We start from the raw sequence: 24,700 nt of genomic DNA, 5'->3' as shown, positions 1-24,700 counted from the left end.
CATAAATTAATTACCTTCGCGTCGAATATGTTATAATAATTTTAGTATGGATAAAAATCATCTCGTGGAAGAAGAAGGTGAAGGTAAATCGTTAAACTTCATCGAACAGATTATTGAAGAGGAGTTGGCCGAGGGAAAGAACGGCGGTCGGGTACATACTCGTTTCCCGCCGGAACCGAACGGGTACTTGCATATCGGACATGCAACCTCTATATGCTTGAACTTCGGATTGGCAACCGAATACCAGGGAAAATGTAACCTGCGTTTTGATGACACAAATCCTTCAAAAGAGGATGTCGAATATATTGATTCCATACAACAAGATATTCAATGGTTAGGTTTCCAATGGGAAGGAGAACCGCATTTTGCATCTGATTATTTTCAACAGTTATATGACTGGGCTGAAAAATTGATTCTGGAGGGAAAGGCTTACGTGGACGATCAGCCGGCAGAAGTGATCAGCGCTCAACGTATGACTCCCACGGAACCCGGAGTAAATAGTCCTTACCGGGATCGGACTCCGGAAGAGAATTTGGATTTATTCCGCCGGATGAAAAACGGTGAGTTCCAAGCCGGAGAGAAAGTTCTGCGAGCAAAAATAGATATGGCATCTTCTAATATGTTGATGCGTGACCCGATCATGTATCGTATCATGCACGTGGCTCATCACAGAACCGGGGATAAATGGTGTATTTACCCGATGTATGATTTCACGCATGGTCAGAGCGATTATCTGGAAGGTATTACACATTCGATATGTACATTGGAATTCGAGGTACACCGTCCTTTGTATAATTGGTTTCTGGATCAGTTGATTGACACGGAGTATCGTCCCCGGCAGATTGAGTTTGCCCGTCGTAACTTGAGTTACACGGTGATGAGTAAACGTCGTTTGCTGGAACTCGTTCAGAAGGGAATTGTGGCTGGTTGGGATGATCCTCGTATGCCGACGATTACCGGGTTGAGACGTGCCGGATATACCCCTGAATCTATCCGTAATTTTGCGGAAAAGGTGGGTGTTGCCCGTCGGGAGATCGTGGTGGATATGGCTTTATTGGAGTTCTGTGTCCGGGAGCATTTGAACAAAATCGCTCCCCGCGTGATGGCCGTGTTGGACCCGGTTCGGGTGGTGATTGACAATTACCCGGAAGGACAGACTGAGACCGTGGAGATCGAGAATAATCCGGAGGACGAAACAGCCGGAACGAGAATGGTTCCTTTCTCTCGTGAACTATATATCGAACGGGATGATTTCATGGAGGATGCTCCGAAGAAATTTTTCCGGATGACTTTGGGTAACGAGGTTCGCTTGAAAGGGGCTTATATCGTGAAGTGTGAGAGCGTGGAGAAGGATGCGGAGGGAAATATCACGACAATTCATTGTACGTATGATGCGGATACCCGTAGCGGTACAGGATCGGCAAGTAACCGGAAGGTGAAAGGTACTTTGCATTGGGTGTCTGCTCCGGATGCTATCGAGGCGGAAGTGCGTTTGTACGATCGATTGTTTAAAGATCCGGACCCTGCCGGGCATAAAGATGTTGATTTCAAGGAATTCTTGAATGAAAACTCATTGAAAGTTTTGACGGGCTGTAAGTTGGAGCCGAGTTTGAAGGAGGCGAAAGAAGGTGACCGTTTCCAATTCCAACGTCTGGGATATTTCTGCGTGGATAAAGATTCCAAGCCGGGAGCGCAGGTGTTTAACCGGACTGTTGGTTTGAAGGATACGTGGGCAAAACAAAATAATTAATGTGATGAAAGTTACAAAGGAGAAGTTGATGAGTGAAATCCGGGCGTATCTGTTGATCACGTTCGGTTTGTTGATATACACGTTTGCCGTGACGGCATTTTTGGCTCCGCATCGTATGGTCGGTGGTGGAGTGACCGGTATTTCAACAATTATTTATTTCCTTTCCGGAGAGGTGATTCCGATCGGGTATAGCTATTTCGTGATCAACTTTTTGTTGGTGGCGATTGCTATCAAGATTCTGGGACCTCGTTTCGGTTTTAAGACCATTTACGCTATTTTCATGAGTTCTTTCCTGTTGAGTTTGTTTCAGAACCTGATACACGAACCTCTGTTGGAAGATAAATTCATGTGTGCTGTGATTTCCGGTATCATGTGTGGTGCGGGTATCGGTATTTCTCTGGTGAACGGGGGAAGTACTGCCGGTACGGATATTGTCGCCATGATTATCAACAAGTACCGGAATATCAGTCCGGGTAAAATTATCATGTACATCGATGTGTTTATCATCGGATGTAGTTACTTTATCGGGGAGGATACTGCGATAGATCCCACGGCAAAAATAGCCACTATTATCTATGGTTACGTGGTGATGGGGGTTAACTCCTACACGATTGATTTGGTATTTACGGGACAGATGCAATCGGTACAATTCCTTATATTTTCTCAAAAATACGAGGATGTGGCGAATTCCATTACCCGTGATTTGCGACGCGGCGTTACCGTGGTGGATTGTCAGGGATGGTATACCGGAGAGGCGCGTAAGATGTTGATCGTGGTTGCCCGTAAGAGCGAGATGCAAAATATTATGCGTGTAACGAAGATGGCAGATCCGGATGCGTTCTTGACGATGAACACCGTTATGGGGGTTTATGGTCGGGGATTCGATACGCTGAAAATCTGACGATTCAAATTATAAGAGAGTTAAAGGTTCATAAAGTTTATAAAGTTCATAAGGTGACGGGAGCCTTTCGGACTTTATGAACTTTCGGAACCGAAGGTTCGACTTTATAAACCTTATGAACAAGAAGTGGATCAAAAGCCTTTTTGATCCACTTCTTTTTTTCGTATATTTGTCGGGTTAAAATGCACGACAGATGAAAATTAAAGTATTTACAAATAATCCATGGCAAGAGAACACGATCGTGTTGTATGACGAGACAGGGGAGGCCGTGGTGATTGATTGCGGTTGTTTTTCGAAGGAAGAAGGACAACGTTTGAAGAGTTTCTTGGTGGAGAATCAGTTGACGCCGGTAGCATTGTTAAATACACATTTGCATATCGATCATATTTTCGGGAATAATTTCATGCTGGATGAGTTTGGGCTATCAGCCCGGGCGCATGAGGCGGATTCGTTTTGGGTAGAGGATGCCGAAAGGTACGCGGCTATGTTAGGTGTGAAAGGAATTACCCCGCCACCGGCTTTGGGGGAATACCTGAAAGATGGGGATATCGTGAAGTTCGGACATTCGGAATTGAAGGTGATCCATGTCCCGGGACACTCTCCGGGAGGGCTTTGCTTTTATAGTGAAAAGGATAAATTACTGGTTGCGGGGGATGTTTTGTTCCAGGGAAGTATTGGCCGGGCTGATTTGCCGGGTGGGGATATGAATCAGTTGTTGAATGGTATCCGGGAAAAATTGTTTATATTACCCGATGATGTTCGTGTCATTCCCGGGCATGGAGGATTCACGACGATCGGAGAAGAAAAAAGAATGAATCCATTTTTTCAATAGAGTTATATGAGAAGGATCGGAATAATTGTGGCCATGACGTCCGAGTACGGACTGGTGAAATCATTATTGGAACAGACAAAAGAAGAACCTGTTCGCGGACTTCTTTTTACGGAAGGACGCATCGGGAACGTGGAAGTTATCTTGGTTAAAAGCGGTATTGGAAAGGTATGTGCTGCTGTCGGTACGATGGAAATGATACAGCGTTACACGCCGGATATTATTGTCAATACCGGGGTTGCGGGGGGGATAGATCCCTTGACAGAAGTGATGGATATTGTCGTGGGCGAGAATATGGTTTATCATGACGTGTGGTGTGGAGAAGGAAATGAATATGGTCAGGTGCAAGGTTTGCCGGCTCGTTTCGTTTCGGATAAGGAGCTGTGTAAATTGGCATTATCTGTTGCTCATGATGGTAATGTTTACGGAGGTTTGATATGTAGCGGGGATAAGTTTATTACCGATAAAGAGGAGTTGACGGAGATTAAAAAACGTTTTCCGGAAGGAATGGCGGTAGACATGGAATCATGTGCCATTGCACAGGTTTGCTATATGTGTGGGGTTCCATTCTTGAGCTATCGTATTATCAGTGATACTCCCGGGGTAAAAGATCATTACAAACAATATTTGAATTTTTGGGAAGAGGCTCCTAAACGTTCTTTTGAAATGATTAAAGTGTTGATCAAAGCCTTATCAGAAGAATAAAATTTGAAGCATGGAAAAAATACCGAGTTTTACGATTGATCACCTGCGCTTGTTGAGGGGAATTTATGTTTCCCGTAAAGACTATTTAGGTGATCAGGTGGTCACGACGTTTGATATACGCATGAAGGAACCGAACCGGGAACCCGTGTTAGGACAGGGAGAGTTACATACGATAGAGCATCTGGCGGCGACCTATTTGCGCAATCATAAGGAGTGGGGTGACAAGATCGTGTTTTGGGGACCAATGGGGTGCTGTACGGGAAATTACTTTTTGATGAAAGGCGACTTGGAGTCCCGTGACATCGTGGAGTTAATGCGGGAAACCTTCCGTTTTATCCGGGATTTCGAGGGAGAAGTCCCCGGTGTTGCTGCTAGAGATTGCGGTAATTATTTGTTGCACAATTTACCCATGGCAAAATACGAGGCTGCAAAATATCTTTCCGAAGTGTTAGACGTGATCGAAGAGAAGAATTTGATATATCCAATATAATGAAAATAGGAATTATAGTTGTTTTGATAGCCTTATTAACGGCTTGTGGGGAGAATAAAGACAAGGAGAGAACGATTAGCGTGAGTATTTTGCCACAGCGTTATTTCGTGGAGAGAATTGCGGGTGATTACGTGAAGGTGAACGTGATGATTCCACCGGGAGCGAATCCTGCGGTGAGTGATCTGAGTACGGAGCAGTTGAAGGCTTTACACAATAGCTCTGTTTATTTTGCCGTGGGATATTTGCCTTTCGAGTTGAGTAATTTGTATCCTTTTCTGGAAACTCAGAAAAATATGTTACTCGTGAAGCAATCTGTCGGGATGGATTTGGAGCAAGGAACTTGTAATCATGACCACGGACATGGACATCAGCACGATCACGGTTCGCATGACGGGAATTTTGATCCTCACGTGTGGATGTCTCCCCGGTATGCGGAGATGATGGCTCGCACGATATTGGATGTGTTGGCGGCAAAATTCCCCGATCAGAGGGAGGCGTTTGAAAAGAACTATCGTCAGTTCCGGGTGGAGATTGATAGCATTGATCAGGCAGCCCGTCGAATTATTCCGAAGAAAGAGAATAAAACTTTTCTAATTTATCATCCGGCACTGACTTATTTTGCCAAGGATTACGGGATGGAACAAATCTCTATTGAAGATGAGGGAAAGGAACCGAATCCTTCGCACTTGAAAGTGGTGATCGATACTTGCCGGGCTAAAGGAATAAAGATTGTTTTCATTCAGAATCAATTTGATGTGGCCAATGCCAAGGCTATCGCCAAGGAGATTGATGGAGAGGTGATAACCATAGACCCGCTGAGTCCGGACTGGAAGGCCGAGATGTGTTCTTTATTGGGTATCATTGAACAGAAAATGAAATAGAAGAATGAATGAACTTCTGGAGTTAAAAGGGATTACAGCGGGATACGAGCAGGCGGTCGTGTTGCGGGATGTAAATCTTACCATTCGGGAACATGATTTTATCGGGATCATCGGACCGAACGGGGGTGGAAAAACAACTTTATTGAAGGTGATTTTGGGATTGCTAAAACCTTTCTCCGGTGAAATTGTTTATCATGTTACTAAACAATCTTTGTTTGGTTATTTGCCTCAGAACAGCCGTTTTGACGCGAGATTTCCGATTAGCGTGAAAGAGGTCGTTTTGTCCGGTTTGATGTCGGAGAAGGGAATTTTTAAGGGTTACACGAGGGCTGATCGGGAAAAGGTGGATGAGCTTTTAAAAACATACGGGATGGGAGGATTCGGGAATCGCCCGATAGGAGAGCTTTCCGGGGGACAGATGCAGCGGGTATTCCTGTGTCGAGCTATTATTTCTTCCCCGAAGATTCTTATTCTGGATGAGCCTTCTACTTACGTGGATGCGAATTTTGAGAATGAGTTCTATTCCGTGTTGGGCGAGTTGAACAAAACGATGAGTATCGTGATGGTTTCTCACGATTTGGGAACAATCTGCTCTTACGTGAAGACGATAGCCTGCGTGAATGGCGGCTTGCATTACCATGAATCAAATCTGATCACGCCGGAACAATTGAAATTATATAATTGTCCGATTGAATTGATCTCTCACGGTACGGTGCCTCATCGGGTGTTGTTGAAACACGATCGTACAATTGAAAATGGAGAATTGAAAATTGAAAGTGAAGGGAAGCACTAGATTGATTGTTTTTTCAATCTAAAATCTAAAATCATTAAATCTAAAATTAATAAGGTGTTTGAATTATTAGAATATACTTTTTTCCAGAATGCATTGTTGTGTACAATTCTGATTGGCGTGAGTTGTGGATTGATAGGAACTTATATCGTGGCCAAACGGATGGTCTTTATCAGTGGGGGAATCACACATGCTTCTTTCGGGGGATTGGGATTAGCCTATTTCTTAGGGCTATCGCCTCTTTTCGGAGCGGCCGTGTTTGCTTTGGCCGCCGCTTTCTGTATTCTATATCTTTCGGATAACAAGCGATTTAAGGAAGATTCCTTGATTGGAATATTCTGGTCTGCGGGTATGGCCATCGGGGTGTTGTTTATTTATCTGACACCGGGGTATGCTCCTAATTTGTTATCTTATTTGTTTGGTAATATCCTCACGGTGACGGGGGAGCAGGTTATTCTCTCGCTTTTGTTGTGTTTAGTGATCATCGTGTTTTTTGCTAAATTTTATCGTCCTCTATTCTATATCGCTTTTGATAAAGAATACAGCCGGACACATTTCGTCGCATTGAATGGTCTGGAAATCGGAATTACGGCATTGATCGCTTTGTGTATCGTGTTGTGTATGAAACTAGCGGGAATCATTCTCGTGATTTCGTACCTCACCATGCCACAGGCTATTGCCGGGATGTTTCATAAGAATTTCACGAAACAGCTCGTGTGGGCAACGATTATTAGTTGTGCTGGTTCGGTTATCGGCTTATTTACTTCGGCAGCGCTGAAATTACCTTCGGGGGCAACTATCGTGCTTTGTTTCTTGTTGATATTTATTGTTTGCTATTTGTGGAAAAGGAAAAAATAAAAGTCGCCGAATTCGGCGACTTTCACTACTTATTCATTTTGTAACTTAATGCTCCAGAGGGACATTTGTTAATTTGTTCGATTAATTCTGCCGTTGTGGCGTTCTCGATTTTGACCCAAGGTCTTTCTTTGGGATTGTATACCTTGGGTAACATTTTCACGCACACTCCGGCGTGTTGGCATAAACCCGGTTGCCAGATAATGGTTAACTCTCCGTTTGTATATTCAATTTTCTTATCCATGTGTGCTTATTTTATATTAATACCTTTCATCACGATGCGTCTCCATTCGGGGTGTTTCTTGATATAAGCTGCCACGAAAGGACAAAGTGGAACTAACCGTAAACCTTGCCGCTCAATGTCTTGTAACGTTTTTTCTACCAACTGGCTACCTATCCCTTTCCCTTCCAGTTCCCGCGGGACTTCGGTATGGGTAAGATATATTTCTCCGTTGATTGATTTTATATATTCGATTTTCGGGGTATAGTTCCCGATACGGAATTCGTATTGTTGCCGATGTACGTCATCTTTTAATTCATAATCCTCAGTCATAGCCTTAATTTTTAAAGTTTAATTATAAATTAAACGTTTTGAAAAGCGATTTTGTTCTGTTTTTAGAGAATTTTTTGAACATGGATATAGTTATTCACTAACACGTGTTTTATTACTCTCATGGTACGTTGTTACTCTATTGTTTGGCTAGGTTTTCTCCGTGTCTTCTCCGTGCTTTCTCCGTGTCACTTGCGAGTGATCGCCGGAGAAAATACATTTGAATGCGGAATGAATCAAAACGGAGTTATATTGAAACATCGAAGGAACATAGGTATGACCTAGAGGTGATTGTATGTTAAAGTTTTGTTTCAATTGTTTTTGCTGGAAATTTATTTCTAGCTTTAGTCTGGTGTTTCCTTTTAGGATCTATGTATGATATGGGGTTTGTGACCTAAAATAATGTTAGGGTACGATAGTACCTTTTGTGGGTTTGTGGATAGTTATTTTGTTGGAGGTAAGAAACGGAATACAGGAAAGTCAATAGTGGATATGTAAATAAAGTTGTTTTATGGATGAGATAATTAAAAGATTTCGGGAAGGAAATCAACGTGCATTCGAAGAGTTATTCTGGGGATTTTTCTCTGCAGGACGCCAGTTTGTCAAGTCTTTCCAAGTTGACGATTCTTCTGCAGACGATATTCTTCAAGAGGTGTTCATTCATATCTGGGATAAACGACAAGCTTTCAAGAGTGAAGATCATTTTAAGGCTTATTTTTATAAAGCGTTGAGAAATAATACGGTGAAATACATCACGAGAAATAAACATGTACTGAATCTCGAATCTGCCGAGAACAAGGAGAGTGATGATGTATTGCTCAAAATCACCGAAATCGAGTTTAATCGTGAAATATCCCGGGCCATTTCCTTATTACCTGAAAAGCGTCGGGAGATCATTCTGTTGTCGATGTCCGGCATGAGCGAACAGATGATCGCCGACACTCTCAATATTTCTATCAATACGGTAAAGAACCAAAAAACAAAAGCCTATGCCTCTTTACGTCAAGAACTTAAAGATATTAGTAGTTTTGTTCTTTTATTTGGGTTGTGAAGTCTTTTTCTGACGTTCCAGCGTGTTTATGATCCGGGTTCGTATATCGTCTTTGTTAATCAGAGCGACAATTTGTTTACTCTGGTCTTCACTCCATACTTCGTTTACGGCCGGAATGGTGAAGTATAGGAATCGATCGATGTCATTATTTTCAAGGTCACCGGATACCTTTTTAATCATTTCGAAAAGTGCTTCCCCTCCTTCTTTCGTCAGATAAGTGGCTACTGCCGCTTGATAGAGAGGTAAAGAGGTTACTCCAGTAAGGTGAAGTGCTTCCAGTTGTTTGTTAACTTGTTCTACATCAGTCGTGGTTGCAGCCATTTGTTTGCCAAGAATACCACAATAATAGGCTTCGTATTTCCGATTTAGGATTTGATCCACTTTATCTTGCCCCACGACTTCACGGAATTTTTCCACGTGTTGTGTAAGGAATTTCTCTCGTGGAGAACCTAACCGTGCGTGTTCGTCGAATAGAAACAAACACTCCTCGCATATCAATTCATCATCACTTAGAGAGTTGGCAAACTCTTCGATGAGGGGACCCACGTTCGTCGTGTAGGTATGTTGTAATGCTTGAAGATAGCTAGAGGTTAGCTTTTTACTCCGTTCGCCTGCATTGTATCGCTTTTGAAGTTCTCCGAACGCAAGTTCCGGGTTAAAGGATTCTTCAACTTTATCAATAAACTCAAGTCCCAGCACTCCACCGGCAAACATATGTATCAGGTTGCCATCGTTGTTGAGAATGACAAATGTCGGGTACGCTTTGATCCCGAATTTTTCCTTGATGGCGGGACCTTCTTCACCTTTTTCAGCATTTGCTTTAATACATATGTATTTCGGGTTGAAATAGTCTCCCATTTCTTTCATGGGGAATATTTCTTCGGTCATCAACCGGCATGGCCCACACCAATCTGTATAACAATCTATGAATACAAGTTTGTTTTCGGCCTTTGCTTTTGCACATGCTTCTTTGAGTGTTAATTCTTGAAAATTAACACCTTGGGCAAAAAGAGCTACTGATGATAATACAATAGCCAGTACTAAAATACATTTTTTCATAATTTCAAATTGATAAGTGTTTTTACTTCCTTAAATATCCAGAAGAGATGAAAAGGTATTATCCTGTTATCTTTTTAAATGTAAAAACATTTTTTGGGTCATAGGATAATACCTTTTGTCCGGTTGTGGATATTAGAAGTGTAAAAACATTGTTGAAACATGAAAGAGTATTATAAATCGACAAGGCTTGCACGGCTGCTAACGAAGTTCGTCATGCAGGATATATCTGAAGGGGAGAAAAAAGAGCTTGTCTCGCTGGCGAGGAAAGCGGGTGTGAACATTCAGAAAATTATTCAGGATGTTGCCGAAAAGGAAATGACATTGGGTAATGATGATGCAGAAATAGAAACTGGGAAAAAAGTGTGGTTGTCTATAGAGAATGAACTGAAACGTCCGAAACGTCATGTCGGGAGGCTTTTGTTACGGTATGCCGCAATTATTATTGTATGCCTCGGGCTTTCCGGTGGGTTTTATTTGTATATGAACCAGGTTGATGATACGGGAAGAGAGATTGTTTTGCTGGAAAATGAGACGGTACTTGAGTTTCCTTCCGGTCATAGCGTGGTGTTGACGGATAAAACGAACGTACTGGATATTATCCGACAAAATACGGTTCCCTTGGAAAAAAAATCGACATCTGCTCCGGAATTATATAAAGTGAGGGTTTTGTGTGGTGCAACACGAACCATCATCTTGGAAGATAGTACGACCGTAGTGTTATATCCCGGTTCTGAATTGCAGTTCCCGGAATTCTTCTCGTTGGATGAGCGTTCCGTGATGTTGTTGGGTGAGGGGTACTTTAACGTGAAACGTGATTCTACTCGACCCTTTACAGTAAATACGGAACAGGTTTCGATTGAAGTCTTGGGAACGAGTTTTAATGTGAGAGCTTACAAAGAAGAACAAACGATAGAAACCGTGCTTGTTACTGGTAAGGTGATGCTGAACGGTACGACGGTCTTGCAACCGAATCAGATGGCCATCTTCGATTGCGGGAATCGGCAAATCAAAGTTGAGGAGGTGAATGCGGATGTTTACAGGGAACGATCCCGGGGAATGTTCGTGTTCGACAACCGAACTCTTGACGAGATTATGCATGAATTCAGTCAGTGGTTTGGTTTCGAGTATAGCTTTGAGGATAGTGCGTTAAAAAACAAGAAGTTTCGGTTAAGGCTTCCACATATGGATCGTTTTGACCAATTAATGAGTCTGATGGAAAAGACGGGTGAGATTAGATTTTTAGTATCTGGGAATCATATAAAAATTAAGAACGGCAAAGAATAACTGTAACACAAATGATGAACCCGAATTCGGGCAGGAATTCGGGTCAACCAAACAGGGGAAAGAAGGTTAACGAGTTCTTCTTCTTTTCACCCTTCGACTTTTGCAAAGATAATAATTTTAGAACTCGATAAACCTACCAATTAAATGTATGAAAAAAAAGAGACAAGAGTGTCTTTGGGGAAATAGAATTTCTTCCCCAAGAGCAAGATGTTTGCTTGTTATTGTGGTGTTATGTTTCTTTTCTCTGTTTTCTTCGCAAGTGTCTGCACAGGAAAACCGAAACATAAGTATCAATAAACAAAATGTTCCGTTCGAGGAAATCGTTCGGGAGGTCGAAGCACAGACTGACTATTCATTCATGTATAGTACGGAAACAGTACAGAGTATTGGGAAAGTCAGTGTGAACGTTACCAATGTTTCCATAAAACGTTTGATGGATGCCGTTTTGATCGGAAAGCCTTGTACATACCAGATTGAGGGGAAAGTGGTCATTATTAAAATTAAGGAACAACCGGTGCAAGATACTATTAGACAAAAAGCTGTGAAGATAAAAGGAGTTGTTACCGAGGCTGATGGATTGCCTCTTATCGGTGCGACGGTTGTTGTCAAAGGTACAAGCGTGGGAGTGGTTACAAATGCTACCGGTAATTTTGAACTGGAGGTCCCGGCTGATCACGATCTGGTAGTGGTTTCCTTTATCGGGAAGACTTCGCAGGAAGTTCGTATTACCGGAAAAACGGAAATCAATGTCGTGTTACAGGATGATGTCCAATCAATAGATCAGGTTGTCGTGACAGGTATTTTCAATAAATCCCGTGAAAGTTACACAGGGGCAGTTAAAACGATTTCCGCCAGCGATCTGAAAGCATCGGGTAATCGTAGTATTTTGTCTCAGATTAGTAATATTGATCCGAGTTTTAATATAGCGGATAATATTGAATTTGGATCGGACCCGAACCAGTTGCCGGATATTACCATTCGCGGGCGTACCAGTATGGATGTCAATGTGCGCAATCTTCAAGAGGAGAGTAGCGTGAAGAGTACGGCTAACTTACCTTTGTTTATCATGGATGGTTTCGAGGTGTCACTTCAACGAGTGATGGATATGGATGACGAGCTTGTTGAAACAATCACGCTGCTGAAAGATGCAAGCGCTACTGCGATGTATGGGGCTCGCGGGGCGAATGGGGTGGTAGTGATTACTCTCAAGCGTCCAGAAGCCGGTAAGTTGAGAGTGAGTTATCGCGGATCTGTCAATATAGAGGCTCCTGATTTCACATCTTATAACTTGATGAACGCCCGAGAAAAGCTAGATTATGAAGTAGCGGCAGGAATGCTTGATGATAAGTACAATCCCAATAACCAGAATCTGATGGAACTGTATAATCGTCGTTTGATTGAAGTCGAACGGGGTGTGAATACCTATTGGCTGAAGTATCCGGTGAAGACGGGTGTCGGGAATCGACATAGCTTGCGGGTAGACGGGGGCTCAGATAACTTCAAATATGCGATCGGACTTTCTTATAATAATATCAATGGAGTGATGAAAGGATCGTCACGTAACACGTTATCGGGAAATTTGTATTTCCAGTATGAACTTAAAAATCTGAAGTTTCAAAACGATTTGACTATTAGTTATAATAAAAATAAAAATTCTCCGTATGGAAGTTTTTCGGAATATTCTCTGGCGAATCCAATTTATACTCCTTATGATGACGAGGGGCATATAAAGAAACAGTTGGTGGAAACTATATCCCAGACCTCCCGGACTCCGGATCCGGCTGGTAATCCGCTTTACAATGCGTCGCTGCCTTCTCGGGATGATGGTAGTTACACGAATATCCAGAATAACTTTGCCATAGAGTGGAAAATCACTTCCGACTTGTTCGTGCGGGGAAACTTCGGTTTCACGAAACAGGATTCTCGTACGGATAAATATCTTTCCCGCGAGCATACCAGTTTTGACACTGACGAGTACAAGGGTGAGAATTCCAATATGAAGGGAAGTTATACCTACACGACCTCCTATATGTTTTCATACGAGGGGAATTTAACGGTCAATTACACGAAAATTTTCAATAAAGTTCATCAGCTTTATGCCGGGTTGAGTGCCAATCTTGCAGAAGATAAGGATGAGAGCTATTCTGTTACCGGGCGAGGTTTCTCGTCGTTGAATATGAAGAACTTGGGAATGGCCGGAGCTTATGCTTTAGGAAAGCCTACCAGTACGGAGGCTCATTCCCGTCGGTTAGGTTTGATATTTAATGTCAACTATACTTACGATCGTCGTTATTTTGTCGATTTCTCTGGGAAGATCGAGGGATCGTCCAAATTTGGAAGTAATGACCGTACGGCTCCTTTCTTTTCTGCCGGGTTGGGATGGAACGTACATAATGAAAATTTTTTGAGTTCGTCAAATGCTATTAATTTACTTCGTTTTCGCTTCTCTTATGGTACTATCGGGTCCCAGAATTTCAGTTCGTATCAGGCACTGACCACTTACCGGTATTTTGGACAGGAGAACTATAAGTATTGGAACGGGGCATATATGCTTGGAATGGGTAATCCGGATTTGTCTTGGCAGAAGACAAAGCAATTGAATCTGGGAGTTGAAACCTCTCTTTTCAATGGTTTGGTACGTTTGAACGTGGACTATTACAATAAGCTCACGGAGGATTTGCTTACAGATATTAATCTGCCCACGGCCGGAGGTTTCTCCAGTTATAAGGCAAATGTCGGGGAGGTACGCAACAGGGGTATCGAGCTTGACGCTAATGTGTTTTTGATCAGAAATAGTGAAAGTCATATTATGTGGTCTGTCGGGGGAAATCTTGCACACAATGTAAACAAGATACTGAAAATATCCAATGCGTTGGAATTCCTTAATTCAGAATTGTTAGACGAGGCCGGACCTAATCCGAGCTTTCTTTACCAGGAGGGACAGTCCATGAATACGATTTTCGTGGTTCGTTCACTTGGAATTGATCCGGCAACAGGTTCTGAATTGTTTTTGAACAAGGATGGGGAGAGAGTCTACACGTGGGACCCGAAAGACAAGGTGCCTTTCGGTGTGAATGAACCTAAAGTTCGGGGCAATCTCAGAACCATGTTCCGATGGAGAGATATTACGTTGAATGCTACGTTCTCTTATCGTCTTGGGGGCCATATCTATAACCAGACGCTTGTGGATAAAGTGGAGAACACGACAACTGCAGCGAAACGCTGGGGAAATCTGGACAAGCGGGCTTTGTACGATCGCTGGCAGAATGAAGGTGATGTTACGAAATTCAAGAATATTAAAGATTTCAATACCACAAATGCCTCTTCCCGTTTTGTGATGAAGGAAAATGCCCTTAGTCTTAACACGCTAAATGTTAATTATGAATTCGATACAGAATGGCTGAAGAGACATTGCCGTTTGGACTATCTGGCCATCGGTTTTTATGCCGAAGATGTTTTCTACCTTTCGACGGTTAAGCAGGAACGCGGACTTTCCTATCCTTTTGCCCGTAAATTCTCGGTTTCACTATCGGTAAGGTTTTAATACTAGAAACAATAATCAATCAGCATGAAGATGAAAAAGATATATTTATACTTATCAGTTGCAGTGGCCTTGACGTTTACCTCGTGTAACGAATGGCTGGATATACAACCGGAACTCGAAATGCGGCAGACTACGATGTTCGAGTCCGAGCAAGGGTTCAAAGATGTACTTACCGGAGCTTATATCAGAATGGCGACTTCGGAGCTTTACGGGCTCAACACGACGATGAAACTGCCGGAAATGATGGCCCAGCACTGGACGATACCATCTGCCAATTCGACACAGGCAGAGATCTATCATATCAGTAATTTCGATTTTACACAGACTTCAACGAAAAAGCTTCTTGAGGATGTTTGGTTGCAATATTACCAGACGATTATTAATATCAATTCTCTTCTGGAGAATATTGATGCGAAGAAGGATCTCTTTACAAATGGAAATTATGAATTGATAAAGGGGGAGGCCTTGGGCTTACGAGCATTCCTGCACTTGGAAATTTTACGTTATTGGGGACCTCTTCCGAGTAAGGCTAAGAGTTCCGATAAAGCTATTCCTTACGTGAAAATAGTCACGAAAAATCCTCAGGAATTATTGGCCGTGTCATATCAGGAAGTGCTTGATAATATTTTGATGGACTTGAACAATGCAGAGGAGTTGTTGGTTGATGATCCGATCCTGACTTATTCGAATACCATCCTAAACTCTCCGGATGACTTGCAGGGAGTGAACCAAGATTTGCCACATCCGGCTGATGAATACCATTATTTCCGCCAGTCAAGGTTTAACTATTATGCCTTGAAAGCGACGAAGGCTCGTTATTATCTTTGGATAGGGAAAACTTCCGATGCGCTTGAAAATGCCTTGGTTGTGATAGATGCTTTGGATAGTGATGAGAAGTCAAAATTCACTTTGGGAAGTGATGCGGATGCCAACAATGGACAAATGACTTTCCCTGCCGAGCATATTTTTGCAGTCAGCAGTACTTTGGCAACCCAAACGTTAACACCAGTATTCTTTAATTACAGTACGGCATATACCCAGACGGTAGCTTATCTTGACGAGGCCTTTGAAGCTTCTCTTCACACTTCTGATATTCGCTATCGGAATAGTCGCTTGTGGGAAAACCGGATTGTTCCTTTGGCCAGTTCCGCTTTTAATTTTTTCAAAAAATACAATGAAACTGGTAGTACAGTGACTGCCGTAACGGATATTCCTTTGATCCGGCTTGCCGAGATGTATTTTATCGTGACGGAATGTGGGCGGGATGATTTGTTTAAAGTATATCGTATGGCTCGGGTATTGGATGCCTCTATTGATGGAACTTTGACAACTCCTGCGGCAATAAAGAGTCGCCTTGAGAAAGAGTACCGAAAGGAATTTTATGGTGAAGGTCAAATGTTTTTCTTTTATAAACGGCTTACGTATAATAGCTTGACATGGCCCGTGACGAAAGAGGTGCCGGATGCGTCTTATAAACTTCCTTTCCCGGAATCCCAAATGTCGTTTGAATAATTTTATGCTTAGATTATGGTCAATAAAATAATGAAATACGGATTTTTCTTTTTCATTTCGGTGCTGGCCTTTGTTGCTTGCCAAGAAAATGAAATCAGTACGTTTGATAACGAAAGTTCCCTTTTCTTTTTCCGTGATATTTATAATAACAATAGCAAGGGAACGCCACAACTTGATAGTACATCCTATTCCTTCTTTTTGGCGGGATCTATTCAAGTAGATACGGTTTGGTTGGACGTGTTGCTTACGGGGTCGCCTTCCGCTCAGGATCGCCCGTTTCGTATCGTGCAGTCCAATGTCGGGGAACCCGGAGCCGCTGTTGCAGGAACTCATTATGTTGCATTCGATGATCCAGAAATGGTGAAGAGAATGGTGATGCCGGCAAATAAGGTGTCTGTCGCCTTACCGGTGATCATGACTCGAACACCACAGATGGATACCGAGGAGTATCGGCTGGATATGGAAATTCTTCCTAATGAATATTTCATCCAGGGAATTAAGGATCGTGTCGTGTATGTCCTTAAAATTACTGGTAAAGCCACGAAACCAGCTAACTGGGATTCACCGAATAGTTATCTGGCCACCTTCGGGGAGTGGGGACAAGAAAAGATGAGGTTCATCATCGATTATGTTGGGTATAATACTTTCGACGAGACCTTAATTACGGATTACAGGTATTATTTACAGCTAAAAGCGCGGGAAAAGTTAGCCGAATATGAGGCCGTTAAAGGGCCTATCTATGAGGCCGACAGTACACGGGTAACATTCCCTGCAGCATCTTAAACATCTTAAAGATTGAAGACTATGAAACAAATAATATATTTATTTGCCATGCTGCTGGGTATATCTTTTGCAGCTTGCGTGGAGGACACCGGGAATTACAGTTATGAGAACCCGGATGTAGTTGCTCCTATTATCAAATCGGGGATTGACGAGAACTATTCTGTTCTCGTGCTGGAAAATTTGGTTATCGATCCGACTATTGAAGGAGATGAATCTCAATATGATTACGTGTGGTACGCTTTCCCGGGGACGGTAACGAGTAGTGCGCCTAATGATACGCTTGGAGTAAGTAAGAAACTTGATTGTACAATTTCGATGGAACCGGGGACCTATCAATTGGTGTTTAAGGTGACAGATAAATCGAATGGGACTTCAGCATTTTATAAATCGAAGTTAGTGGTAGCCAGTTTCTTCAGTGAAGGTTATTATATTCTCAAATATGAGAATGGATATACGGATGTTGATTTTATCGATCGTAACGGGGAACTGAACGTGGATATTCTTAAAACAATTAATGGTGAAAGTTTGTCCGGTAAACCGATACGAGGTACTTACGAATATAACCAATATGCATATTACGTGTATGATGCAGAAGGAAATAGGACGAGGAAGAACTTGCAACCGGCCTATATGATTTGTACCGATGAAGATTTGGGTATCTACGAGGGGACCAGTATGAAACAGTTGAAAAGATGGAATGATGCCTTTCTTGAAGTACCCGCTGTTAAAAAGCCGCAAGGCGTGTGGGCAACTACAAGTGGTTTTATGTTGATGAATAATAATGCTGTTCATTTTGCTTATCTTGGTGGTGGTGGCGGTGGACATTTCGGATACGCATATCCGAATGACGATATGCAGCTTAATTCGATGGTAACGGCAGGTAGTAGTAGTTGCTTGTGTTACGATGATCGTGCCGGAGAATTTGTCGGGTATTATGTGCAGAAACATTATCCGATAAAAAATGCGATTGAATCTGCTTCTCCGCTTTCTCTGAAACCGGTTGGTGAGGTGTACTTCACGAATTGTGATTTGATTTATATGGGGGTGCAACCTTATTCGTCGACTTCGGTAGGAGGAACGTATGCTATTGTGAAGGATCGTACGACTGGTGTGGCCTCTTTGTGGCAGATAAATGTCGGTGTCATGCAAAATTATTATGCCGTGTATGATAAAGGTTATCGCGGATTGACGATTCCTGCATCATTCGATGTTGTAAATGGTAAGGTGTTTGCCGTACAAGGATATGGCGTTTTATCTACACCTCCGGCATATAGTGGTGTCATTTATTATTCGAAGGGAGATAATGTGGTACATTATTATAATCCAAGTAATCAGACTGAGAAGAAAAATATGATCTCTATTCCTGCGGATGAAGAGATTGTGTACATTGCACATTCTTCTGATCCGAGTACGGTGACTCCGGTGGATGTGTTTAGCATTCTTTCTAACAAGGGTGGTAACTGGGTACTGCGAATATATAATCGGGAGGGAGCGACTCCTGATATTAATCCGAAGGCGGTTCATACCTATACGGGAAAAGGGGTCGCAAAGAATTTCATTTATCGAAATTCGGGTACTCGCATCACCTATTAATTTACTTCTGTTTAAAATAAAAATACCGGTATTGTTTAAGTAGACAATACCGGTATTTTTAAAGTAGGGGAGTCATTGCCAACTCCCCCAGATCCGATTATTTAATGTAATTTTGTGCGAATTCACGTCCGGCACGTAATGCCTTCAAGTTCATCTCTACGACATCAGCACCTTTACGTTCGAAAATTGCCATGATACCTTTTTCCAAGTATTCGAAGGGAATTTCGATGAAAGGAGAACCGGCACCCATCATCACGAAGTTGCTGGCACGTACGTTGCCTGCAGCCTCTTTAGCGATGCTGTCAGCGTCAATGATTACTTGATGAGGAAGGGTTTTCAACGTGGCCATCAAGGTTTCAATTTCCGGATAGTTCGGGATATTGATAAACGGGGTGGCGTTCGTTACCACGTATCCCCCTTTTTTTAAATAGGGAAGATAACGTAATGCCTCCATCGGCTCAACTGAAAGAATAATATCGGCTGTTCCTTTGGCGATCAGGTCAGAGAAAATCGGTTTGTCGGAGATTCTCATGAAAGACTGCACATCACCCCCGCGTTGACTCATTCCGTGAGTCTCGGCTTGTTTCATGTACAGGTTATTGTTGAGGGCGGCAGACCCCAATGCTGCAGCGATAGAAAGGATTCCCTGTCCACCTACACCCGCTAATATAATATCTGTCTTCATAATTTTAAATTTTAAGTTTTAGATTTTAAATTGATCTTTGAATCAATTTATTTTTTCTTTTTCTTAGCGTCTCTTGCAGCTTTCTGGATACAAACTCTTCTCGGGATGATCACGGATACACCCTTGTATTCGATCTCGTCACGGATGATCTTGCACAATTCATCGTGATTTTTCGGTACGGGAAGTAGAACACGGATATGTTCCGGTTCAACACCAATACCGCGACAGATAGATTCCAGGTGTCCTAATGCTGAAGATTCCTGACCTCCGGTCATGGAGATGGATTCATTGTCGGAAATGATAATCGTGATGTTAGCTTTCTCGTTCACAGCGTCTAGTAACCCGGTCATTCCGGAGTGAGTGAACGTGGAGTCTCCGATAACGGATACAGCCGGGTATAATCCTGCATCTGCGGCACCTTTTGCCATGGTGATAGAGGCACCCATGTCCACGCAAGAGTTGATTGCTTGGAATGGAGGAAGAGCTCCTAAAGTGTAACAACCAATGTCAGAGAATACACGCGCATTCGGGTATTCGGCAACAACTGCATTCAAGGCGGCGTACACGTCTCTGTGGCTACATCCCACGCAAAGGGCCGGTGGACGAGGTGCCACGATCTCTGGTACAGGCGATCCTTCGATAGAAGGTAAGCCGAATGCTTTCGCCACGTGATCCGGGTTCAACTCTCCGTCTCTGGGGAGCGTGCCATCCAAACGTCCGAGTACACATTCTTTTTCCAAGTAACCTTTCAAAGCCTCTTCAATTACCGGGTAGCCTTCTTCTAAAACGAGCAATTTTTCAGTGCTTTCTGCCAACTTGGTGATCATCTTTCTCGGAAGAGGATATTGGCTTACTTTTACTACCGGGTAAGGACAGTTTCCACCGAACACTTCCATCAGGTAGTTGTAACCGATACCGCAAGCGACGATACCCATTGATTTGTCAGCCCCGTCAATATATTGGTTGAAAGAAGAGTTATCAGATGCCTCTTCGAAAGCGGTTTGTTTCTCTAGTAATAATTTATATCTTTTTTTAGCGATAGCGGGAAGTAACACGAATTGACGTTTGTCTTCCGGTAAACGCATTTCATTTTCGGCTTTAGCCTCTCTTGGTTCAACACCGGAACGAGAGTGTGCCAGACGAGTCGTGATTCTTAATAACACGGGAGTTCCCATTTGCTCTGACAAGTCGAAAGCGTAGCGGGTCATGTCGTATGCCTCTTGTTGGTTAGAGGGTTCCATGATTGGAATTAAGGCAAATTTACCGTATACACGTGAATCTTGCTCGTTTTGAGATGAGTGCATAGATGGGTCGTCGGCAGCGATAATAACCATACCTCCGTTAGCCCCGGTAATAGCAGCGTTCATGAAACAGTCTGCGGCCACGTTCATTCCCACGTGTTTCATACATACCAAGGCTCTTTTTCCTGCATAGGACATTCCTAGTGCGGTTTCCATGGCAGTCTTTTCGTTAGCAGACCACATCCGGTGAACGTTACGGGCGATAGCCTGCTTCGATTCCTGAATGTATTCCGTGATCTCTGTTGAAGGGGTTCCCGGGTATGCGAACACGCCGGATATACCTCCGTCTATAGCACCTTGTGCAATAGCTTCAACACCTAATAATAGTTGTTTTTGCATAATTAAAAGATTATTGATTTGAGTTGTTTGTTTTGCTTAAAAGAGAGCAACATACCTGTTGCCAAAAGATGCCTGAAATTACTCCGGCGGAATTTTCATAGTCCCCCGAACAATTTAAGTACGCCCACGATGTAGGCTAAAACGAAATAATATTCTGATGGTTTATACATCTACTAAATATTTAAAACGTTTTCGTTTGTAATTCGCGACTAAATTAGTATTAATATTTAATAAGAACAAATATTTCAGATGAGAAGTATTCGTGTGTGGAAATTCTTTTACAAGTTTATTTTTTCCAATCAGTACTGATGGAGCTTGTTAGCCGGAATCACTTGGGAAAAGACTCTTGAATAATTATTTTTTTGTACTAGTTTTATAGTTTTTTTGTATATTCGTGGCTTATTATAACGGGGTATAATAAGGAACTTTTCATCAATTGATAATTATGATATTTGATCGATATAAAAAATCTTTTCCTGCTAAATTGAGTTTGTATGTGATTTCGTTCATTACAATTCTTTCTTTTGTTTTAGTGGGCGTATTTTATCACTACTCAACGGAAACGTTGTCGCAAGAGGCCGAGGATAAGATAGAGAGTATGGCTGCTCAGGCAAATTTACGTGTGAGTGCGTTATTGAGTAAGGTGGAAAAGATTCCTGAAAATCTAGGATGGATGATCGTTGAATATGTAAAGGAGCCGGATTCTTTGTTTGGTATCACTCGGAGGATTGTAAAAGATAACCCGGAGATTTTTGGTTGTGCGATTGCTTTTGAACCTTACTATTTCCCGGAAAAGGGACATTACTTTGCCCCTTATTCATATATGGTCGGAGATTCCGTGAAGACCATTCAAGTCGGGAGTGAAGATTACAATTATTTTGAAAAAGGCTGGTACAAAGGTGCGAGGGAACACCGATACTGGAGTAAGCCCTATCGGGATGCGGGTGATCCGGATGTGATCACGACGTCTTACGCGGTCCCGGTTCATGGGGAAAAGCATGAACTAATTGGTATTTTATCCGTGGATTTAACCAATCGATGGTTGCGTGATTTGGTCGATTCGATAAAGCCTTATAAGGGTAGTTATTCCGTGGTTATTGACAAGCAGGGACGTTATATCTTGCGCAGGGAAGGGGAGGTAATGATTGGTCAGAATATGTTCGAAACGGCAAAAGAGGCACGGGATACGAATGTTACTATTCTGGTAAACGAGATGGCAGCCGGAAAAAGCGGTAGTATCATCGTGGACGATGGGGGAGTTCTGTCCTATGTGTATTACACGCCGGTGGTGGCAACCGATTGGTACATGGCGGTAATTTGTCCATACGATCAGGTGTTTGGTAAGTTGAGCAAATTTAATATGTATCTGCTGATTGGCTTTGTCTTGTTGTTGTTATTTGTTTATTTTATTTGTTTTGTGGCCGTGCGACGAATCACAAAACCATTGACGATATTTGCTGCTTCAGCTCGGGATGTGGCACAAGGGAACTTTAACACACCGTTGCCACGTATCCGGTCTAAGGATGAATTGGGGGAATTGTATGAATCATTTCTTTTCATGCAGCAACAATTGACGGAATACGTGGATCAGTTACGTCGGACGACGACAGCGAATGAAAAGATCGAGAGTGAGTTGCGTATCGCCCATGATATTCAATTGGGAATGGTTCCGAAACAATTTGTTCCCACCTTTGGAGCCGAATGTATTGATATTCATGCCGTGTTGCATCCGGCTCGTCAGGTAGGAGGGGATTTGTATGATTATTTGATGCTGAACGAGGATGAGTTTGGTTTTGCCATTGGGGATGTTTCGGGGAAAGGAGTTCCTGCCTCCTTGTTTATGGCAACCACGATCAGCCAGATGCGATCTTTGGCCCTGCGGGATACCTCTTTGAATTATATCATGAATCTAATGAACCAGAGTTTGATTCGGACCGGGAACACGAGTATGTTTATTACTTTTTTTGCCGGGGTATTGAATCTGAACACGAATCGTCTGAGATTCTGTAATGCGGGACATCCTTACCCGTTATTGATTGCCCCGGATGGAACCGTGTCTTTCTTCAAGACTGCGGATAATTTACCTTTGGGTGTTACTTCCGATTATGATTACGAGGAACAGGAATGTTATTTTGCTCCGGGTTCTCAGTTGCTTTTGTACACGGATGGGGTGTCGGAAGCTCAAAATGAACGATCTAAATTTTATAAGATAGATCGGTTATTTAATTTGGTGACAAGTCATTCCCAATTAGCGCCACGGCAAATGGTGGAGAAAGTGGTTGGGGACGTGAAACGTTTTGTTGGGAAGGCTGAGCAATCGGATGATTTAACCGTGATGAGTTTCCGGCTCAATGCCCGTGGGAAAAAGAAAACAGAGGGGCTTTTATAGGCCCCTCCGTAAAGTTTCGGAAACTTTTGCACGCACATTTATAGTTCTTGTAATGTTTGTTGGATGATTTCTTGAAATTGTTTTGCTTGCATTTTGTTTTCGATCTGGGTACAGGTTAGAAAGGCTTGATTGTAAGTCTGTTTGGCTTTTTCTTTATTCCCCGTGTTTTTCAGGCAATCGCCCAACATCATCAGTAAACGCGTTCGGGTTTCTGCATCGATATTCATTTCTAAAGCTTTCGAGATCCAAGGAATACATTTCATGTAAGCATTCTTGGACATCTTGCCTTCAAAAACAATGGCAAGGTCCTCCAGAGCTTGTGCGTAATCTCCCCACTCGACCAGTTCGCCTTTTCCGGAATAATATTTGTTCATGTTCTCGAAAAATAAATCTTCGTTATGGCGATATAGGTTATACGTGGCGTCTGCCAGTAAAGTCGTGGCTTCTTGGGCGGAGAGAGTGCCGAAAGAGAACTCGGAGTAGATGTCTTTCAAGTCTCCGCTTACCCGTTTCAGGCGTTCCTTGTAGCTGAGGTCTCCCTTTCTGCACGAACGAATAATATATCCGTTGTTCAGGCTGACCAAATAACCGAAGATCGTCGGTTTGTCCACGGAGTCTGCAAACCTTTTATAATTTTTCGTCACGAAATCAAAGATCGGGTCTTCTTTCTCTGCTTGCGGGTGATACAGGGTTAGGATATAGAAGTCTGCGGCGTTGATCATGTTCTCCAACTTTTTGTTTTTACAGTATTCCGGGAAAAGGCTCTCGATTCGGGAACCCCATTTTTGCCTGTTATATCCGCTTTGGGTAGCAATAAAACGGGGAGCTTCTATCAATAATTGTTGTTGTATGGTGAAGTCGTTTTTCTCTTTTTTATATTTTTCGTATAATTGTTCGAAACTCAATGTTTCTCCCAAGGCTATTTTGCCATTTTGTATTAAATCCTCTGGGGAAACGGCTCCTTGGATGCGTCGCATTTCTTTACCGTTCCGGCTGATGAATACCATTGTGGGCAGGGCTGTTACATTATATTTTTTAGTTAATGCTTTATTTTCACCCGCCTCGACGTCAACCTGTACGCATACGAAATTGGAATTGAAATATTTACCGACTTCTTGCCGTGTAAATATATTGTCTGCCATTATTTTGCATGGGCCGCACCAATCAGCATAAAAATCCACGAACAAGTCTTTCTTTTCCGCTTGCGCTTTCTTTAAAGCCTCTTCAAAAGTTCCTTTAAACAGAAGCATTTGGGCGGATAATTCTCCCCACGTTCCCAAATAAAGGAACATGAATAAATAGAGTAGTTTTTTCATTTCGGGGTACTATAAAATTGTAAAATGATTTATGAAATTAATTTTTATGACCATTATCTAGCTTCTTCTTACAAAGAAGTAGAGTCCCCTCCC

At 42.5% G+C, this 24,700-nt stretch carries 21 protein-coding genes; 15 read left to right on the top strand and 6 right to left on the bottom strand.

Going from position 1 to position 24,700, the window contains the following annotated elements; translation table 11 throughout:
* The first annotated feature begins 46 nt into the window (after positions 1-46).
* The 8 genes from I2I33_RS15940 (at position 47) to I2I33_RS15905 (ending at position 7,204) form a co-directional block, all read left to right on the top strand.
* Positions 47-1,750 (top strand): glutamine--tRNA ligase/YqeY domain fusion protein, encoded by a 1,704-nt coding sequence (locus tag I2I33_RS15940; protein WP_087421146.1) that lies wholly within the window; start codon positions 47-49, stop codon positions 1,748-1,750.
* Between the two features lie 4 nt (positions 1,751-1,754).
* Positions 1,755-2,651, top strand: coding sequence for a YitT family protein (locus I2I33_RS15935; protein WP_087421147.1), 897 nt, complete (start codon positions 1,755-1,757; stop codon positions 2,649-2,651).
* 193 nt (positions 2,652-2,844) lie between these two features.
* Positions 2,845-3,483 (top strand): MBL fold metallo-hydrolase, encoded by a 639-nt coding sequence (locus I2I33_RS15930; RefSeq protein ID WP_087421148.1) that lies wholly within the window; start codon positions 2,845-2,847, stop codon positions 3,481-3,483.
* 6 nt (positions 3,484-3,489) lie between these two features.
* Complete coding sequence (locus I2I33_RS15925) at positions 3,490-4,185, top strand: 5'-methylthioadenosine/adenosylhomocysteine nucleosidase (RefSeq protein ID WP_087421149.1); 696 nt, start codon at positions 3,490-3,492, stop codon at positions 4,183-4,185.
* A 10-nt stretch (positions 4,186-4,195) separates the two neighbouring features.
* On the top strand, positions 4,196-4,675 hold the full coding sequence (locus I2I33_RS15920) for an S-ribosylhomocysteine lyase (RefSeq protein ID WP_087421150.1): 480 nt from the start codon (positions 4,196-4,198) through the stop codon (positions 4,673-4,675).
* Positions 4,675-5,556, top strand: coding sequence for a metal ABC transporter solute-binding protein, Zn/Mn family (locus I2I33_RS15915; RefSeq protein ID WP_087421151.1), 882 nt, complete (start codon positions 4,675-4,677; stop codon positions 5,554-5,556). The genes I2I33_RS15920 and I2I33_RS15915 overlap by 1 nt, the downstream gene beginning before the upstream one ends.
* Before the next feature lie 4 nt (positions 5,557-5,560).
* Positions 5,561-6,349 carry a metal ABC transporter ATP-binding protein gene (locus I2I33_RS15910; RefSeq protein ID WP_087421152.1) on the top strand — a complete coding sequence of 263 codons (789 nt, stop codon included), beginning with the start codon at positions 5,561-5,563 and terminating at the stop codon, positions 6,347-6,349.
* A gap of 54 nt (positions 6,350-6,403) precedes the next feature.
* Positions 6,404-7,204 carry a metal ABC transporter permease gene (locus I2I33_RS15905; RefSeq protein ID WP_087421153.1) on the top strand — a complete coding sequence of 267 codons (801 nt, stop codon included), beginning with the start codon at positions 6,404-6,406 and terminating at the stop codon, positions 7,202-7,204.
* A gap of 25 nt (positions 7,205-7,229) precedes the next feature.
* Here the strand turns inward: I2I33_RS15905 and I2I33_RS15900 are convergent, their stop codons facing one another.
* Together I2I33_RS15900 and I2I33_RS15895 are read right to left on the bottom strand one after the other, a co-directional pair.
* Positions 7,230-7,445 carry a (4Fe-4S)-binding protein gene (locus I2I33_RS15900; protein ID WP_087421154.1) on the bottom strand — a complete coding sequence of 72 codons (216 nt, stop codon included), beginning with the start codon at positions 7,443-7,445 and terminating at the stop codon, positions 7,230-7,232.
* Positions 7,446-7,451: 6 nt separating this feature from the next.
* Positions 7,452-7,754, bottom strand: coding sequence for a GNAT family N-acetyltransferase (locus I2I33_RS15895; protein ID WP_027202300.1), 303 nt, complete (start codon positions 7,752-7,754; stop codon positions 7,452-7,454).
* A gap of 508 nt (positions 7,755-8,262) precedes the next feature.
* On the opposite strand from I2I33_RS15895, the gene I2I33_RS15890 reads away from it, so the two are divergent.
* Positions 8,263-8,802 (top strand): RNA polymerase sigma factor, encoded by a 540-nt coding sequence (locus I2I33_RS15890; protein WP_087421155.1) that lies wholly within the window; start codon positions 8,263-8,265, stop codon positions 8,800-8,802.
* Here the strand turns inward: I2I33_RS15890 and I2I33_RS15885 are convergent.
* Complete coding sequence (locus tag I2I33_RS15885; protein WP_087421156.1) at positions 8,788-9,861, bottom strand: thioredoxin family protein; 1,074 nt, start codon at positions 9,859-9,861, stop codon at positions 8,788-8,790. The genes I2I33_RS15890 and I2I33_RS15885 overlap by 15 nt on opposite strands.
* A 159-nt stretch (positions 9,862-10,020) precedes the next feature.
* Between I2I33_RS15885 and I2I33_RS15880 the strand changes: the two genes are divergently transcribed.
* From I2I33_RS15880 to I2I33_RS15860, 5 genes are all read left to right on the top strand, one after another.
* On the top strand, positions 10,021-11,145 hold the full coding sequence (locus I2I33_RS15880) for a FecR family protein (protein ID WP_087421157.1): 1,125 nt from the start codon (positions 10,021-10,023) through the stop codon (positions 11,143-11,145).
* A gap of 148 nt (positions 11,146-11,293) precedes the next feature.
* The gene (locus I2I33_RS15875; RefSeq protein ID WP_087421158.1) at positions 11,294-14,689 is read left to right on the top strand and encodes a SusC/RagA family TonB-linked outer membrane protein; all 3,396 of its coding nucleotides are present in this window, start codon (positions 11,294-11,296) and stop codon (positions 14,687-14,689) included.
* A 30-nt stretch (positions 14,690-14,719) separates the two neighbouring features.
* Complete coding sequence (locus tag I2I33_RS15870) at positions 14,720-16,201, top strand: RagB/SusD family nutrient uptake outer membrane protein (protein WP_162613779.1); 1,482 nt, start codon at positions 14,720-14,722, stop codon at positions 16,199-16,201.
* A gap of 15 nt (positions 16,202-16,216) precedes the next feature.
* Positions 16,217-16,984: a DUF4843 domain-containing protein gene (locus I2I33_RS15865; RefSeq protein ID WP_087421160.1), complete on the top strand. Its 768-nt coding sequence runs from the start codon at positions 16,217-16,219 to the stop codon at positions 16,982-16,984.
* A 21-nt stretch (positions 16,985-17,005) separates the two neighbouring features.
* Complete coding sequence (locus I2I33_RS15860) at positions 17,006-18,577, top strand: PKD-like family lipoprotein (RefSeq protein WP_087421161.1); 1,572 nt, start codon at positions 17,006-17,008, stop codon at positions 18,575-18,577.
* 97 nt (positions 18,578-18,674) lie between these two features.
* Here I2I33_RS15860 and I2I33_RS15855 read toward each other — a convergent pair whose 3' ends face one another.
* Together I2I33_RS15855 and I2I33_RS15850 are read right to left on the bottom strand one after the other, a co-directional pair.
* Positions 18,675-19,262, bottom strand: a complete 588-nt coding sequence (locus I2I33_RS15855; protein ID WP_087421162.1) for an indolepyruvate oxidoreductase subunit beta — start codon at positions 19,260-19,262, stop codon at positions 18,675-18,677.
* Between the two features lie 47 nt (positions 19,263-19,309).
* Entirely contained in the window at positions 19,310-20,902 is a 1,593-nt protein-coding gene (locus tag I2I33_RS15850; protein ID WP_087421163.1) for a thiamine pyrophosphate-dependent enzyme, read from the bottom strand.
* Between the two features lie 445 nt (positions 20,903-21,347).
* Between I2I33_RS15850 and I2I33_RS15845 the strand changes: the two genes are divergently transcribed.
* Positions 21,348-23,291 carry a SpoIIE family protein phosphatase gene (locus I2I33_RS15845; RefSeq protein WP_195666847.1) on the top strand — a complete coding sequence of 648 codons (1,944 nt, stop codon included), beginning with the start codon at positions 21,348-21,350 and terminating at the stop codon, positions 23,289-23,291.
* A gap of 38 nt (positions 23,292-23,329) precedes the next feature.
* Here I2I33_RS15845 and I2I33_RS15840 read toward each other — a convergent pair whose 3' ends face one another.
* Entirely contained in the window at positions 23,330-24,607 is a 1,278-nt protein-coding gene (locus I2I33_RS15840; protein WP_229128339.1) for a thioredoxin family protein, read from the bottom strand.
* Between the last annotated feature and the right edge of the window lie 93 nt (positions 24,608-24,700).

The organism is Butyricimonas sp. BSD2780061689_150309_C8 (assembly GCF_015560935.1).
Taxonomy (GTDB): Bacteria; Bacteroidota; Bacteroidia; order Bacteroidales; family Marinifilaceae; genus Butyricimonas; species Butyricimonas paravirosa.
The sequence above is the reverse complement of the archived record's forward strand: the minus strand, read 5'-3'. Positions and strand labels throughout refer to the sequence as shown.

Bases quoted from the DNA above. Each gene is read 5' to 3' on its own strand.
- I2I33_RS15940 (WP_087421146.1), top strand. From the start codon at position 47: ATGGATAAAAATCATCTCGTGGAAGAAGAAGGTGAAGGTAAATCGTTA.
- I2I33_RS15935 (WP_087421147.1), top strand. From the start codon at position 1,755: ATGAAAGTTACAAAGGAGAAGTTGATGAGTGAAATCCGGGCGTATCTG.
- I2I33_RS15930 (WP_087421148.1), top strand. From the start codon at position 2,845: ATGAAAATTAAAGTATTTACAAATAATCCATGGCAAGAGAACACGATC.
- I2I33_RS15925 (WP_087421149.1), top strand. From the start codon at position 3,490: ATGAGAAGGATCGGAATAATTGTGGCCATGACGTCCGAGTACGGACTG.
- I2I33_RS15920 (WP_087421150.1), top strand. From the start codon at position 4,196: ATGGAAAAAATACCGAGTTTTACGATTGATCACCTGCGCTTGTTGAGG.
- I2I33_RS15915 (WP_087421151.1), top strand. From the start codon at position 4,675: ATGAAAATAGGAATTATAGTTGTTTTGATAGCCTTATTAACGGCTTGT.
- I2I33_RS15910 (WP_087421152.1), top strand. From the start codon at position 5,561: ATGAATGAACTTCTGGAGTTAAAAGGGATTACAGCGGGATACGAGCAG.
- I2I33_RS15900 (WP_087421154.1), bottom strand. From the start codon at position 7,445: ATGGATAAGAAAATTGAATATACAAACGGAGAGTTAACCATTATCTGG.
- I2I33_RS15895 (WP_027202300.1), bottom strand. From the start codon at position 7,754: ATGACTGAGGATTATGAATTAAAAGATGACGTACATCGGCAACAATAC.
- I2I33_RS15890 (WP_087421155.1), top strand. From the start codon at position 8,263: ATGGATGAGATAATTAAAAGATTTCGGGAAGGAAATCAACGTGCATTC.
- I2I33_RS15885 (WP_087421156.1), bottom strand. From the start codon at position 9,861: ATGAAAAAATGTATTTTAGTACTGGCTATTGTATTATCATCAGTAGCT.
- I2I33_RS15880 (WP_087421157.1), top strand. From the start codon at position 10,021: ATGAAAGAGTATTATAAATCGACAAGGCTTGCACGGCTGCTAACGAAG.
- I2I33_RS15875 (WP_087421158.1), top strand. From the start codon at position 11,294: ATGAAAAAAAAGAGACAAGAGTGTCTTTGGGGAAATAGAATTTCTTCC.
- I2I33_RS15870 (WP_162613779.1), top strand. From the start codon at position 14,720: ATGAAAAAGATATATTTATACTTATCAGTTGCAGTGGCCTTGACGTTT.
- I2I33_RS15865 (WP_087421160.1), top strand. From the start codon at position 16,217: ATGGTCAATAAAATAATGAAATACGGATTTTTCTTTTTCATTTCGGTG.
- I2I33_RS15860 (WP_087421161.1), top strand. From the start codon at position 17,006: ATGAAACAAATAATATATTTATTTGCCATGCTGCTGGGTATATCTTTT.
- I2I33_RS15855 (WP_087421162.1), bottom strand. From the start codon at position 19,262: ATGAAGACAGATATTATATTAGCGGGTGTAGGTGGACAGGGAATCCTT.
- I2I33_RS15850 (WP_087421163.1), bottom strand. From the start codon at position 20,902: ATGCAAAAACAACTATTATTAGGTGTTGAAGCTATTGCACAAGGTGCT.
- I2I33_RS15845 (WP_195666847.1), top strand. From the start codon at position 21,348: ATGATATTTGATCGATATAAAAAATCTTTTCCTGCTAAATTGAGTTTG.
- I2I33_RS15840 (WP_229128339.1), bottom strand. From the start codon at position 24,607: ATGAAAAAACTACTCTATTTATTCATGTTCCTTTATTTGGGAACGTGG.